The sequence below is a fragment of the Streptomyces sp. NPDC090083 genome (assembly GCF_044747445.1).
GTDB lineage: Bacteria > Actinomycetota > Actinomycetes > Streptomycetales > Streptomycetaceae > Streptomyces.
Genome location: NZ_JBIVED010000002.1, coordinates 633,555 through 646,954, shown reverse-complemented (window position 1 = coordinate 646,954; position 13,400 = coordinate 633,555). Strand labels below are relative to the sequence as shown.

The 13,400-nt window shown below is 72.0% G+C and carries 10 protein-coding genes; 6 read left to right on the top strand and 4 right to left on the bottom strand.

Annotation, left to right across the window (positions count from 1 at the left end; genetic code table 11):
* Nucleotides 1-9 precede the first annotated feature (9 nt).
* Nucleotides 10-1,149, bottom strand: coding sequence for an AAA family ATPase (locus ACIPTO_RS08675; protein WP_401190273.1), 1,140 nt, complete (start codon nucleotides 1,147-1,149; stop codon nucleotides 10-12).
* A gap of 156 nt (nucleotides 1,150-1,305) precedes the next feature.
* Between ACIPTO_RS08675 and ACIPTO_RS08670 the strand changes: the two genes are divergently transcribed.
* Nucleotides 1,306-2,661, top strand: a complete 1,356-nt coding sequence (locus ACIPTO_RS08670; RefSeq protein ID WP_366316395.1) for an SWIM zinc finger family protein — start codon at nucleotides 1,306-1,308, stop codon at nucleotides 2,659-2,661.
* Nucleotides 2,662-2,706: 45 nt separating this feature from the next.
* Nucleotides 2,707-4,323: a DUF5691 domain-containing protein gene (locus tag ACIPTO_RS08665; RefSeq protein WP_401190271.1), complete on the top strand. Its 1,617-nt coding sequence runs from the start codon at nucleotides 2,707-2,709 to the stop codon at nucleotides 4,321-4,323.
* A 44-nt stretch (nucleotides 4,324-4,367) separates the two neighbouring features.
* Here the strand turns inward: ACIPTO_RS08665 and ACIPTO_RS08660 are convergent, their stop codons facing one another.
* A complete protein-coding gene (locus ACIPTO_RS08660) occupies nucleotides 4,368-4,784 on the bottom strand; it encodes a cobalamin B12-binding domain-containing protein (protein ID WP_328679952.1) in 417 nt (138 codons plus the stop codon).
* 476 nt (nucleotides 4,785-5,260) lie between these two features.
* Here ACIPTO_RS08660 and ACIPTO_RS08655 point away from each other — a divergent pair, with 476 nt between their 5' ends.
* Both ACIPTO_RS08655 and ACIPTO_RS08650 read left to right on the top strand, forming a co-directional pair.
* Nucleotides 5,261-6,127, top strand: coding sequence for an esterase/lipase family protein (locus tag ACIPTO_RS08655; protein WP_401190269.1), 867 nt, complete (start codon nucleotides 5,261-5,263; stop codon nucleotides 6,125-6,127).
* 239 nt (nucleotides 6,128-6,366) lie between these two features.
* Nucleotides 6,367-7,884, top strand: a complete 1,518-nt coding sequence (locus ACIPTO_RS08650; protein ID WP_401190847.1) for a M23 family metallopeptidase — start codon at nucleotides 6,367-6,369, stop codon at nucleotides 7,882-7,884.
* A 73-nt stretch (nucleotides 7,885-7,957) separates the two neighbouring features.
* On the opposite strand, the gene pcrA is transcribed toward ACIPTO_RS08650, so the two are convergent.
* Entirely contained in the window at nucleotides 7,958-10,453 is a 2,496-nt protein-coding gene (pcrA, locus tag ACIPTO_RS08645) for a DNA helicase PcrA (protein ID WP_401190267.1), read from the bottom strand.
* Between the two features lie 335 nt (nucleotides 10,454-10,788).
* Between pcrA and ACIPTO_RS08640 the strand changes: the two genes are divergently transcribed.
* Entirely contained in the window at nucleotides 10,789-11,670 is an 882-nt protein-coding gene (locus ACIPTO_RS08640) for a C40 family peptidase (RefSeq protein ID WP_401190265.1), read from the top strand.
* A gap of 97 nt (nucleotides 11,671-11,767) precedes the next feature.
* On the top strand, nucleotides 11,768-12,757 hold the full coding sequence (locus ACIPTO_RS08635) for a tellurite resistance/C4-dicarboxylate transporter family protein (protein ID WP_401190263.1): 990 nt from the start codon (nucleotides 11,768-11,770) through the stop codon (nucleotides 12,755-12,757).
* Here ACIPTO_RS08635 and ACIPTO_RS08630 read toward each other — a convergent pair.
* Nucleotides 12,735-13,088, bottom strand: coding sequence for a hypothetical protein (locus ACIPTO_RS08630; RefSeq protein ID WP_366316407.1), 354 nt, complete (start codon nucleotides 13,086-13,088; stop codon nucleotides 12,735-12,737). The two genes, ACIPTO_RS08635 and ACIPTO_RS08630, sit on opposite strands and share 23 nt — an antisense overlap.
* Nucleotides 13,089-13,400: the final 312 nt, after the last annotated feature.

Sequence of the window (13,400 nt, the reverse complement as noted above, 5' to 3'; positions counted from 1 at the left end):
CGAACCCGCTCACGCGCTCACCTCGCGGCAGGCCCGGTAGAAGTCCTTCCAGCCGTCCCGCTCGCGGACGACCGCCTCCAGGTACTCCTGCCAGATCACCCGGTCGGCCGCAGGATCGCGGACGACGGCGCCGAGGATGCCCGCGGCCACATCGCTCGGGCGCAGCAGTCCGTCGCCGAAGTGGGCCGCCAGGGCGAGGCCGTTGGTGACGACGGAGATCGCCTCGGCCGTCGACAGCGTGCCGCTGGGCGACTTGAGCTTCGTGCGGCCGTCAGCCGTGATGCCGTCGCGCAGTTCACGGAAGACGGTCACCACGCGGCGGATCTCGTCGACGCCCTCGGGCACCGCGGGGAGGTCGAGGGAGCGGCCGATCTGGTCGACGCGGCGGGCGACGATCTCGACCTCGGCATCGGCACTCTCCGGCAGCGGCAGCACCACCGTGTTGAACCGGCGGCGCAGCGCGCTGGAGAGGTCGTTGACCCCGCGGTCGCGGTCGTTGGCCGTGGCGATCAGGTTGAAGCCGCGGACGGCCTGCACCTCGCCGCCCAACTCCGGTATGGGCAGCGTCTTCTCGGACAGGATCGTGATGAGCGAGTCCTGTACGTCGGCCGGGATACGGGTCAGCTCCTCGACGCGGGCGGTCATCCCCTCGGCCATGGCCCGCATGACGGGGCTGGGCACGAGTGCGGCGCGGCTCGGGCCGTTGGCGAGCAGCTGCGCGTAGTTCCAGCCGTAGCGGATCGCCTCCTCCGGGGTGCCGGCGGTGCCCTGCACGAGCAGGGTCGAGTCGCCGCTGACCGCGGCCGCGAGGTGCTCGGACACCCAGGTCTTCGCGGTGCCGGGCACGCCGAGCAGGAGCAGGGCGCGGTCGGTGGCGAGGGTGGTGACGGCGACCTCGACGATGCGGCGCGGGCCGACGTACTTCGGTGTGATCACCGTGCCGTCCGCCAGCGTGCCGCCGAGCAGATACGTGGCGACCGCCCACGGCGACATCTTCCAGCGGACCGGACGCGGCCGGTCGTCCTGCGCCGCCAGCGCGGCCAGTTCATCGGCGAAGGCGTCCTCGGCGTGCGGCCGCAACGCCTCGCTCGACGGATTCCCGCTCGCCGCCGCGGACGTCGACGGTGTGGGTTCTACGGACACAGTCATGGCTGAGGCCCCCTCCAGCTCGGCCGGTTCGGATCTGGTGTCCACCGTGCACCACGCCACTGACAATCCGTTCCGACCTGCGGAAACGCGTTCGCGCCAGTGGATCGGCCTCCGCTCGCGGGCCGATTGTCAGTGGGGGGATCTACCGTCGAAGACATGACTCAGCAGGGGGTGCGCTGGACGGCTGACCAGGTGCTGGCACTGGCGCCTGACGCAGCGTCACGCAAAGCGGGAAGCAAGCTCGGGGCGGCGGGGCCGTGGTCCGAGGCGGGCAGTTCTGACGAGGGGACGGTGTGGGGGCTGTGCAAGGGCAGTGGCAGCAAGCCGTATCAGACGGTCGTCGACATCGCGGACACCGCGGGTCCGGCGTACAAGTGCAGTTGTCCCAGCCGGAAGTTCCCGTGCAAGCACGCGCTGGGACTGCTGCTGCTGTGGGCCGGCGAGGACGGCGCGGTGCCGTCGTCGGACCAGGCGCCGGACTGGGCGGAGGAGTGGCTCGCGGGGCGGCGGAAGCGGACGGAGGAGAAGCGGGCGGCGGGCGCGTCCGGTGCGCAGGCCGCCGCTGATCCCGAGGCCGCGCGGCGCCGGGCGGAGCGCCGGGCCGAGCGGATCAGCGCGGGCGCGGGTGAGCTGGAGCAGCGGCTGACGGACCTGCTGCGCACCGGCCTGGCCTCGGCGGAGCAGGGCGGGTACGCGCTGTGGGAGGAGACGGCGGCCCGCATGGTCGACGCGCAGGCGCCGGGACTGGCCGCGCGGGCGCGGGAGTTGGGGGCGATCCCGGCCTCGGGTCCCGGCTGGCCCGTCCGGCTGCTGGAGGAGTGCGCGCTGCTCCATCTCCTCGACCAGGCCTGGCTGCGCCGCGAGCGGCTGCCCGACGACCTGGCGGCGACGGTCCGCTCCCGCATCGGCCTGTCCGGCACGGCGGACGGCCCGCCCCTGCGCGACCACTGGCTGGTCCTCGCCCAGTACGACACGGTGGACCCGAAACTGACGACCCGAAGAATCTGGCTGCACGGCACGGAGTCGGACCGCACGTCCCTCCTCCTCTCCTACGGCGCCGGGGGCCGCGCCCCCGAGCTGGCGCTGCCGATGGGGTTGGCCCTGGACGCGGAGATATCGGCGTTCCCGGGCGCGGGGCAGCTCCGGGCGGCTCTGGGCGAGCAGTTCGCGGCCCCGTCTCCCACGACGGCCCGGCCGAGCGGGATGTCGACGGCTCGGGCGACCGCCCGCTACGGGGAGGCCCTCCGGCACGACCCGTGGCTGGACGCGGTCCCGGTGACTTTGGACCGGGTCGTACCCACCCCGGACGGCGACTCCTGGCAACTGGCGGACGCCGACGAGGACTTGGCGGTGCCGCTCACTCCGGGCACCCGTTCCCGCCCCGGTCTGTGGCGGCTCGTCGCGCTCTCCGGGGGTGCCCCGGTGAAGGTCTTCGGCGAGCTGGGCCACCGTGGCTTCACCCCGCTGACGGCCTGGCCGGAGGGGGCGGGAGAGGCCGTGTCCCTGTGCTGAACCGCTGAACCCCACCCCTCAGACACACCGACGGAAAGGCACCGCATGAACAGCGCCTCCGCTCCGGCGCCCCCCGCGGGCGACTGGGAGGACCTCGTCACCACGGCCCTGCTCGGCACGGACCGCCGTACGCCTCCGGGGCACGCCCCCGGCCAGGACGCACCCGTGACCCTCCTGGACGCGGCGGCCGTGGAGACCGTACGGCGGCGGGCCGGGCTGTGTCCGGCGCCGGCGGCCCGGCGGCCGGAGCCGGCCGCGCCCGACACGCGTCCGGCGCTGCCCGCCGCGGCGGCGCGCAGGCTGGCGATGCTGCTGGCCGACCGTCCCGGCGCCGGCGGTGGCGGCCGTAGGGGCACCTCGCCGGATCTGATGGAGTTGCTGCCCCAGTGGCTCACGGCGGCCAACGCGCGGGGTTTCGCCGCGCCCGTCCAGGCGTTGCCGGCGTTGCTGGACGCGGCGCGGGGGCGTACGGATCTGCGGCCTGCGGCGCTGGAGTTCGCGGGCCCGCGCGCGTTGTGGCTGTCCAGGCTGAACCCGGACTGGCGGTTCGCCCTGCGCGCGACACCGGGCGGCGGCACGGCGCTGCCTGATCTCGACGCCCCGGACCAGGTGGAACAGCTGTGGCAGGAGGGCCTGTTCGCCGAGCGGGTCGCCCTGCTGGCCGCGATTCGGGCGCACCAGCCGGACGCCGCGCGCGAGTTGCTCGCCACGACGTGGGCGACGGAGCGGGCGGAGGACCGGCTGATGTTCCTCGACTCGCTGCGGGCGGGGCTCGCGGCCGGGGACGAGCCGTTCCTTGAGCAGGCGTTGGCGGACCGGAGCCGCAATGTGCGGTCCACGGCGGCCGAGTTGCTGTCGGCGCTGCCGGACTCGGCGCTCGCCGCGCGGATGGCGGTGCGGGCGTCGGCCTGCGTGGCCGTCGACCGGACGCGCGAGGAGCCTGGCCTGGTCGTCGAGGCACCGCACGAGTGCGACTCGAGCATGGAGCGAGACGGTGTCGTGGCGAAGGCTCCGGCGGGACGAGGTGAACGCTCGTGGTGGTTCGGCCAGTTGGTGGAGGCGACGCCGCTCGGGACGTGGGAGCGGCGGCTCGGTGGTCGTACGCCCCAGGAGATCGTGGCGCTGCCGGTCGCGGACGGCTGGCGGAGCGAGTTGCACGCGGCGTGGTGCCGGGCGGCCGTACGGCAGCGGAACGCGGACTGGTCCCGGGCGCTGCTCGGGATGCCGTCCGCGCCCGAGGCGGGCGGGCCCGGGGCGGTGTCGCTGGCCGAGCGGGCGAAGCTGCTGAGCACGTTGGGCGGCGGCGAGCGCGCGGAGTGGGTGGCCGGGTTCATCGCGGCGCAGGGGCTGTCCGAGGCGTTCCAGCTGCTCGGGGTCTGTGCGGTCCCGTGGGCTGCGCCGCTGGGGCGCGCTGTCGTGGACGCGCTCAACATCGCCCGGGACGCGGGGAGTTACCCGTGGAGTTTCAGCGGGGTGATGGGGCTGGCCGAGCGGTGTCTCGATCCGGGCGAGGCGGGGCGGCTCGACGGGTTGCTGGCGGTGCCGGACGAGGCGGAGGACGCGGCGCCGGGAGCGGGGAGTTACTGGGCGGAGGCGTTCCAGCGGCTGGTCACGACGCTGCGGCTGCGGGACGCGATGGTCCGGGAGCTGGAGGCGCCGTAGAAGCCCGGGGGCTGGGCCCCCGGACTCCCCTGCCGTTCCGGGGCCTACGCCCCCGCGGGCTGTCGCACGTTCTCCCGCACCCAGTCCACGATCGCCTGTGTGGTCGCCCCGGGGGTGAAGATCTCCGCGACGCCCTTCTCCTTGAGGGGGGCGATGTCCGCCTCGGGGATGATGCCGCCGCCGAAGACGAGGATGTCCTCCGCCTCGCGCTGCCGCAGCAGGTCGATGACGGCGGCGAAGAGCGTGTTGTGCGCGCCGGAGAGGATGGAGAGGCCGATCGCGTCGGCGTCCTCCTGGATCGCGGTGTCCACGATCTGCTCGGGCGTCTGGTGGAGGCCGGTGTAGATGACCTCCATACCGGCGTCGCGCAGCGCCCGCGCGATCACCTTGGCCCCGCGATCGTGACCGTCGAGCCCCGGCTTGGCCACCACCACGCGGATCGGACCGGCTGCCACACCCATCACTGCCTCCATGAAGCGACTGCGTTCATCCCTACCCACGGGTACCGCGGCACCCGCGTCAGTGCGGGAAGTGAACGAACGTTATCTCCAGCATCCCGCAACCGGCAGTTTCGCGGCGGATACCGAGGGGGAAATCACACAATGGGACACGTTCACCGCGCGACGTTCCAGCGGGAACAAGCGCACCGGGAGCCGCAACGAGGTCGCCGCACCACCGCGCCGCAGGCCGCGCGCCGTGGTGGTGCGGCGCATCGGCGCAGGCACGAAGGGCACGCAGGGCAGGTACGGCACGACAGCGGGCAGCCTCGTCGCCACCTCGGCAGGGTTCCCCGTCCGGTCGACGGCATCGGTTCCGCCGCACGGCGCGCCCACCCCACGCCCACCCTTCGCGCACCGTCGGTGATCCTCGTCGCGGCCTCCCATGAGGGCACACGGGGGACGGAGCTGTCGTTCCGTGTGCCGACAGGAGGTCGGCCATGAAGGTCACCGGGGCCGCAGCGCCCTTTCTCCCGCTCGGTCAGCGCCTCCTGCCCGGCAGGCTGGCGAACCTCTCCATGACCCTCCTCAAAGCGACCGCCCTGGAGATCGTGATCCTCGCGGGCCACCTCCTCCTCTATCCCTCCGGCATCACCCAGGAACGCCGGGAACCGCTGCCCGAGCCGCCGTCCCCGCAGGACGCGACCCAGCTGCCGACCGAGGCGAAGCCCCCGGTGGTGCTGCTGCACGGGTTCATCGACAACCGCTCGGTCTTCGTGCTGCTGCGCCGCTCCCTGGCCCAGCACGGCCACCGCCAGGTCGAGTCGCTGAACTACTCGCCGCTGACCTGCGACATCCGCGCCGCCGCCGAGCTGCTCGGCCGGCACGTCGAGGAGATCTGCGAGCGCATGGGCAGCCGGGAGGTCGACATCGTCGGGCACAGCCTCGGCGGCCTGATCGCGCGCTACTACGTGCAGCGCCTCGGCGGCGACCTGCGGGTCCGCACGCTGGTGACGCTCGGCACACCGCACTCGGGCACCGCCGTGGTCCCGCTGGCGAACGCGCACCCGATCGTCCGCCAGATGCGGCCCGGCTCGCCGGTGATCGAGGAGCTGACCCGGCCCGCGCCCGGCTGCCGCACGCGTTTCGTCGGTTTCTGGAGCGATCTCGACCACCTGATGGAGCCGCTGGAGACGGCCTGCGTCGACCACCCCGACCTGATCGCGCAGAACGTCCAGGTCAGCGGTATCGGCCATCTCGCCCTGCCGGTCCACCCGGCCGTCGCGACCGGCATCCGCCAGGCTCTCGACACCCCGCTGCCGGAAGCCCGGCCCGCGACCCGCGCCGGCGGGCTGACAGTGGCCTGACCGGAGACCGACGGAGGGCTCACAGACCCCAGAAGATCGAACGCTATTCGAACCCACGGCCAAACCCGTGCCCGCCGTCCCCCGAAACACGGCCGAATGCCCGTTTCCTGCTGACGCGAAACCTGGCGAAGATTGTCGTGCCCGCATACTGCCGGGTACAGTCCACCGCACTGCTCTGGCAGCCCCTGTTGTCGAGGCGAATAGAGAAGTTGGTGAACGATCGTCACCCGTCGGGGACCATGACCACCCCGGCTCCGGCTTCCGATGCCACCTCGGCGCACTACGCGTCGTACGGCGGGCAGGACGCCCAGTACGGTGACTTCACCTACGGCGACCACACCGCCACGGGTTTTCAGCAGAGCGCGGCCGGCGGCCACGCCACCGCGAGCTTCGCGACCGACCCCCTCTTCGGCGACATGTCGGGCCACGGCCACGGCACCGGATCGCACCACACCGGCGCCTACGACTCCGCCGCCTGGTCCACGGGCGCCCAGCACACCCTGAACTACGACCCGTACGCGGCCCAGCACCACGCCGGCTACGACACGGGCGCCTACGAGACCACCGCCTGGTCGGCCGACTACCAGCAGCTGTCCGCCATCCCGCCGCAGACCGCCGGTCACGACGCGAGCGGCCAGTGGGACGCCAACGCCTGGCTCCAGCCCGACACTTCGGCCCATCACCCGGCCCCGGCCGACCAGACCCAGCAGTGGGAATGGGGCACGCAGGCCTTCGACACCGGCGCCTACGACGCCACGCAGTGGAACGCCGACGGCACCCCCGCCGAGGCCACCACCACCTTCGAACAGGCCTCGTACGACGGGACCTACGGCGGAGCGGGCGAGTCGTACGGCGAACCGGCCCCGGAGGACGGCGAGTTGACCGCCACCGGCGAGCTACCCGCCCTCGACGACGCCGACCCGGACCACGACGAGGCCCAGCCGCACCACGAACTCCTCGAAGACGAGGAGGAGTTCACCCCCGGCCCGGAGAACGCCTCACAGGTCGCGTCCCGCAATGGCAGCCGTTCCCGGCGCCGTACGCCCCCGAAGCGGTCCGCGCTGATGACCATCGCCGTACCGTCCGCGTGTGTGATGGGTGTCGCCGGGATCGCCGCCGCGTCCGTCGGCACGCTGACCGGGGGCAGTGACACCACCGCGTCCGCCGCCGACGCGACCACGGTGCAGCCGTCCGTCGCGAACAACAAGCTGGACGCCCAGATCAAGAGCCTGTCGGCCGGTGCCGACGACTTCGCCGACCGGGCCAGCCGCACGCAGGAACGCATCGACCTCAAGGCACAGCAGGAAGCCGACAAGAAGAAGGCGGCGGCGGAGGCGGCCCGCAAGGAGCGGCTGCGCCCCAAGTACGTGCTGCCGGTGACGCAGAGGGGCCTCAGCGCCTACTTCGGCCAGGCGGGCGTCAACTGGATGTCCGTGCACACCGGCATCGACTTCCCCGTCTCGTACGGCACGACGGTGATGGCCGCGACCGACGGCGTCGTCAGCACGAAGTGGAACAGCGCCTACGGCAACATGCTGATCCTCACGGAGAAGGACGGCACGCAGACCTGGTACTGCCACCTCTCCAGCTACCGGGTCTCCTCCGGCACGACGGTGAAGGCCGGCGACCCGATCGCGTACTCCGGGAACTCGGGCAACTCCACCGGCCCGCACCTGCACTTCGAGGTGCGCCCGGCGGGCGGGGCGGCCATCGACCCGCTCCCGTGGCTCCGCAGCCACGGACTCGACCCGACCTAGGGCCTGTCCGGCCCCTGGACCGCCGCCCCGGCTCCCTTACGGGCAGACCCCGTAAGGGCAACTCCCTTACGGGCTACAGCTTCTCCACCGGCGCGTACCGCAGCAGCAGCCGCTTCGGCTTCGGCTCCCCGAAGTCGACGGTCGCCTCCGCGTTCGCCCCCGTGCCCTTCACGCCGACGACCGTGCCGAGGCCGAACTGGTCGTGCGTCACCCGGTCGCCGACGGCCAGCGCCACGACCGGCTTCTCCGAGGTACGGCGGGTGGCGAAGCCGGAGGCCCCCGACGCCGACGAGCGCGAGCGGGACGAGGACAGCGAGGCCGCGATGCCCGAGGCCGGACCCGTCGACGGCGGAGCCGCCATGGCACCGGTCCGCTTCCACTCCACGTGCGCGGCCGGGATCTCCTCCAGGAAGCGCGAGGGCGGGTTGTACGACGGCTGCCCCCAGGCGCTGCGCAGCGACGAGCGGGTGAGGTAGAGGCGCTCCCGCGCGCGCGTGATGCCCACGTACGCGAGGCGCCGCTCCTCCTCCAGCTCCTTGGTCTGGCCGAGGGCGCGCATGTGCGGGAAGACGCCGTCCTCCATGCCGGTGAGGAAGACGACCGGGAACTCGAGCCCCTTGGCGGTGTGCAGCGTCATCAGCGTGATGACTCCGGAGCCGTCCTCGTCCTCGTCGGGGATCTGGTCCGAGTCGGCGACGAGCGCCACCCGCTCCAGGAACGCGGCGAGCCCGACCGGCGTCTCGCCCTCCCCGTCACTGTTCTCCTGTTCGAACTCCAGGGCCACGGCGGCCAGTTCCTGGAGGTTCTCGATGCGGGTCTCGTCCTGGGGGTCGGTGGAGGCCTGCAACTCGGCGAGGTAGCCGGTGCGTTCGAGGATGGCCTCCAGGACCGTCGCCGGGCCCGCCCCGGAGTCGACGATCGTACGGAGGTCCTCCATCAGCGTGTTGAACTTCTTGACCGCGTTCGTCGACCGCGCGGCCATGCCGTAGGCCTCGTCGACGCGCTTCAACGCCTGCGGGAAGCTGATCCGCTCGCGCTGCGAGAGGGCGTCGATCATCGCCTCGGCGCGCTCGCCGATGCCACGCTTGGGGACGTTGAGGATGCGGCGCAGCGGGACCGAGTCCTCCGGGTTGGCCAGCACGCGGAGGTAGGCCAGGACGTCCCGGACCTCCTTGCGCTCGTAGAAGCGGACTCCGCCGACGACCTTGTAGGGCAGGCCGACGCGGATGAAGATCTCCTCGAAGACACGGGACTGCGCGTTCGTCCGGTAGAAGACGGCGACGTCCCCGGCCTTCGCGTCGCCCGCGTCGGTGAGACGGTCTATCTCCTCGGCGACGAACTGCGCCTCGTCGTGCTCCGTGTCGGCGACATAGCCGGTGATCTGCGCGCCCGCGCCCGCGTTGGTCCACAGGTTCTTGGGGCGGCGGGACTCGTTGCGCTCGATGACCGCGTTGGCCGCGCTCAGGATCGTCTGCGTGGAGCGGTAGTTCTGCTCCAGGAGGATCGTCGTCGCGTTCGGGTAGTCCTCCTCGAACTGGAGGATGTTGCGGATCGTCGCGCCCCGGAAGGCGTAGATCGACTGGTCGGCGTCACCCACCACGCACAACTCGGCGGGGGTCAGGTCGTGTTCGCTGGGCGGGGTGTCCTCGTCGTGCGCGGCGGTGCCGACGAGTTCCCGTACGAGCGCGTACTGCGCGTGGTTGGTGTCCTGGTACTCGTCGACCATGACGTGCCGGAAGCGGCGGCGGTAGTGCTCGGCGACGTCCGGGAAGGCGCGCAGCAGGTTGACCGTCGTCATGATCAGGTCGTCGAAGTCGAGGGCGTTGGCCTCGCGCAGCCGCGACTGGTACATGGCGTAGGCCTGGGCGAGGGTCTTCTCGAAGCCGTCGGTGGCCTGGGCGGCGAAGTCCTCCTCGTCGATCAGCTCGTTCTTCAGGTTCGAGATCTTGGCGCTGAAGGACTTCGGGGGGAACTTCTTCGGGTCGATGTCCAGGTCGCGGCAGACCAGGGCCATCAGGCGCTTGGAGTCGGCGGCGTCGTAGATCGAGAAGGAGGAGGTGAAGCCGAGCTTCTTCGACTCGCGGCGCAGGATGCGGACGCACGCGCTGTGGAAGGTCATCACCCACATCGCGTTGGCACGCGGGCCGACGAGCTGCTCGACGCGCTCCTTCATCTCGCCCGCGGCCTTGTTGGTGAAGGTGATCGCGAGGATCTGCCCGGGGTGCACGTGGCGCTCGCCGAGGAGGTAGGCGATGCGGTGGGTGAGCACACGGGTCTTGCCGGAGCCGGCGCCGGCCACGATGAGCAGCGGGGTGTCGGAGTGGACGACGGCCGCGCGCTGGTTCTCGTTCAGCCCGTCCAGGAGGGCCGCCGGGTCGGCCACCGGGCGGGGGGCGCCGTCCCGGTAGTGGGCGTCCCTGCTCGCGGGCACGTCGAACTTCCCGCCGAACAGGTCGTCCGGAATCGGCTCAGGGCCGTGCTCGTCCTCGGGCGGGGGCGGGGGCTCTCCCTCGTGGGCCCGGGGGCCCTGGAGATCCGCCAGGAAGCTGTCGTCAAAGAGGCTGCTCATCGCCTTCCGAGTTTAGGGCGCCCCACTGACAACCGGCCGCCACCCCGAGAACTCGGGAAAATTCACGGAACAGAACCGCCCCGTCACGATCAGCGAGGAGCGGTCCCGCACATGGCCAAGGTCACGGGCGCGTTCCGGGCAAACCGAACATCAACCTTCACATGAGCCACACATATTGGTTAGCGTTCGGTCAAGCCGCACGGCCCCGCCGACCTGGGGCGCGTCGGTCCAACTCCCTTTCCGGGCACGGACCGTAGCCGACCGCGGCCGCAGGACAGACACAACCCACCGAACGGTCACGGCCCTTGGGGCACCATCTGGAAAGGGTCGCATCCTTGGCGTCGTCGCACCGCAAGCCGCGTTCCTCGGGCAGGCGCACCGCAGACAACCCGGTCCTCGGAGAGGTCGAGAGGAAGATCGACGACCTCTACCGGCGGGCGGAGTCGACGACCGAGCGGCACAGCACGCCCAGGGCGAGGCCCAACTCCGCGCGGGAATGGCTGGGTTCGTTCACCACCGCGCCGTACCGCGCCGGGGCCTCCGCTCCGGACGCCTCCTCCTTCCAGCTCGCGGACATCCCGCCGGACTACTTCGACCAGACCCAGCTGATGAGCCGCCTGGCCATGCGCCGGAGGGACGCGGGCGCCGCGTCGGCCACCGGGCGCCCGACGGCCGCCACGAAGCCCCAGCAGGCGACCGAAAGCCTCCGAGCCCCCGAAGCCCCGCAGTGCGACCTGGGCACGGCCAAGGCCGCCGTCCAGAAGAAGCTCGCCACCGCACGCGAACTGCTGGCGCAGCTCACCGCGCAGGAGCAGCGGACGGAGACGGCGAAGGTCACCCCGGCCGACTCCTCGTACGCCACGAAGGCCGCCAAGGCCATAGCCTTCGCCCGCGCCCAGGTCGGCAAGCCGTACGTCTGGGGTGCCACCGGCCCGGGCTCCTACGACTGCTCCGGCCTCACCCAGGCCGCCTGGAAGGCCACCGGAGTCACCCTCCCGCGCGCGACCGCCGACCAGGCCGGCGCCGGCACCACGGTCCCCCTGGCCGACGCACAACCCGGTGACCTGGTCTTCTTCCACGACGACATCAGCCACGTCGGTGTCTATGTGGGCGACGGCCTGATGATCCACGCCCCGAAGCCCGGCGCCTACGTCCGCGAGGAGTCGGTCCACCACGACGGCACGGCGATCGTCCACAGCGTGGTGCGGCCGGCCTGAGCCGGTTCCCGGCACGCACACACGCGTGCAGGTGTTTTTGAGCTCCACGCGCGCGTGGCCCGTCGTCGGCACCGGGGCCGCTCCCTAGCATCGGCCCATGTCCGCTACCGGTATGTCCCGCTTCCGCGCCTGGTGGTCCCAGCGGCCCGCGGCGGCCGGAACCGCCGTGATGGCCGCCGCGATCGTGTCGATCGGCCTGCACCTCATCGGCCGGGAGACGCTGTCCCGCATCCTCCTCGCCCTGGCCTGCGCCGCCTGGCTGGCCCTGGCCGCGGACTTCGTCGTACGGCTGCTGGTCAACCGTCGGCGATGGCTCGCGGAGGCGGAGACACCGGCCGGACTGACCGCCGTGGCCGCCACCACCGTCATCGGCACCCGCTTCTCGGCGGCCGGCTGGCAGACCCTCGCGGAGGCGCTGCTCGCACTGGCCGCGGTGCTGTGGCCAGGGCTGCTCATCGACGTCGTACGGCACTGGAAGCGCGGGATGGCGGGCGCGGTGTTCCTCGTCTGCGTGGCCACCCAGGGCCTCGCCGTGCTGGGCGCCACGCTCGCCGCGGCCGAGTCGGTGGCCTGGCTCGCCCACACCGCGCTGGTGCTGTTCTGGCTGGGACTGGTGCTCTACGGGGTCGCGCTGCCCCGTTTCGACGTACGGCAGGTGGTGACGGGCGCCGGGGACCACTGGGTGGTGGGCGGCGCGCTGGCGATCTCGACGCTGGCCGGGTCGAAGCTGGTCGCGGCGGGCGACACGGGGATGTACCTGTGGAACTCCGACGACCGAGGCGTCCTGCGCGGCGTGACGGAGGCGCTGCTGGTGATCGTCATGGCCTGGTACGTCGTCCTGGCGGTCGCGGAGGTCGTCCGGCCCCGGCCGCGCTACGACGTGCGGCGCTGGGCGACCGTGTTCCCCCTGGGGATGACGGCGGTGGCCGTGCTCTCCGTGGGGACCGCGCTGGGTATTCCGTGGCTCAGGACGCCCGGACAGGTGCTGGTGTGGATCGCGGTGGCGGGCTGGCTGGTGGTCGCGGCCGAGGCGGTGAGGTGCTACACGGGGCCCGAGGGACAGGTCACGTCCACAGGACCGCGATGAAGACGTTCACCATGGTCAGGCCGCCGACCAGTGCGAACTGGCTCTTGTCGACCGTCTCCTCGTCCCGCTTCACGTAGACGAGCCCGAGGATCACGATCAGCAGCGCGAGCTTGACGCCGATCTTGATGTTGTTGACGTGCTGGTCGTCGGCCTGGTTGAGGCCGACCAGGACCGCGCCGGTGACCAGCATGGTCAGCGCGCCGTGCAGCATGCCGGGAACGAAGCGGGCCGTGCCCTGGCCCATCGCCTTCATCTGGGTGAGGAAGCCGCCGAGCAGCGCGGCGATGCCGATGATGTGCAGGCCGACGAAGAGATGGATGAGTACGTCCATGGGTCCGGAGCCTAATCCGGGGTCCTGAGGCCGCCCGACACCGCCCCTGCGTAGCGCCCCGAGCCGTTTCCCGACCCGATTCCCAAGCCGCCTCCCGGGCCGCTTTCCTGGCCGCCTTCCGGGCCGACCCTTGGTTGTCGCATATATGCGGCCCATAGCACCGTGCCCTCCCGCCCCACGCCGGAACCGCCGCATCGGTCAGCGCGCCGCGAGAAGGCGGCGGCCCCGGACCGCGATCACCGTCATCCATGGTCAATCGGCGGTCACCTCCTGTCAGTTCCGGACATGCGTTACCGGGCTGTCACCGTCAGG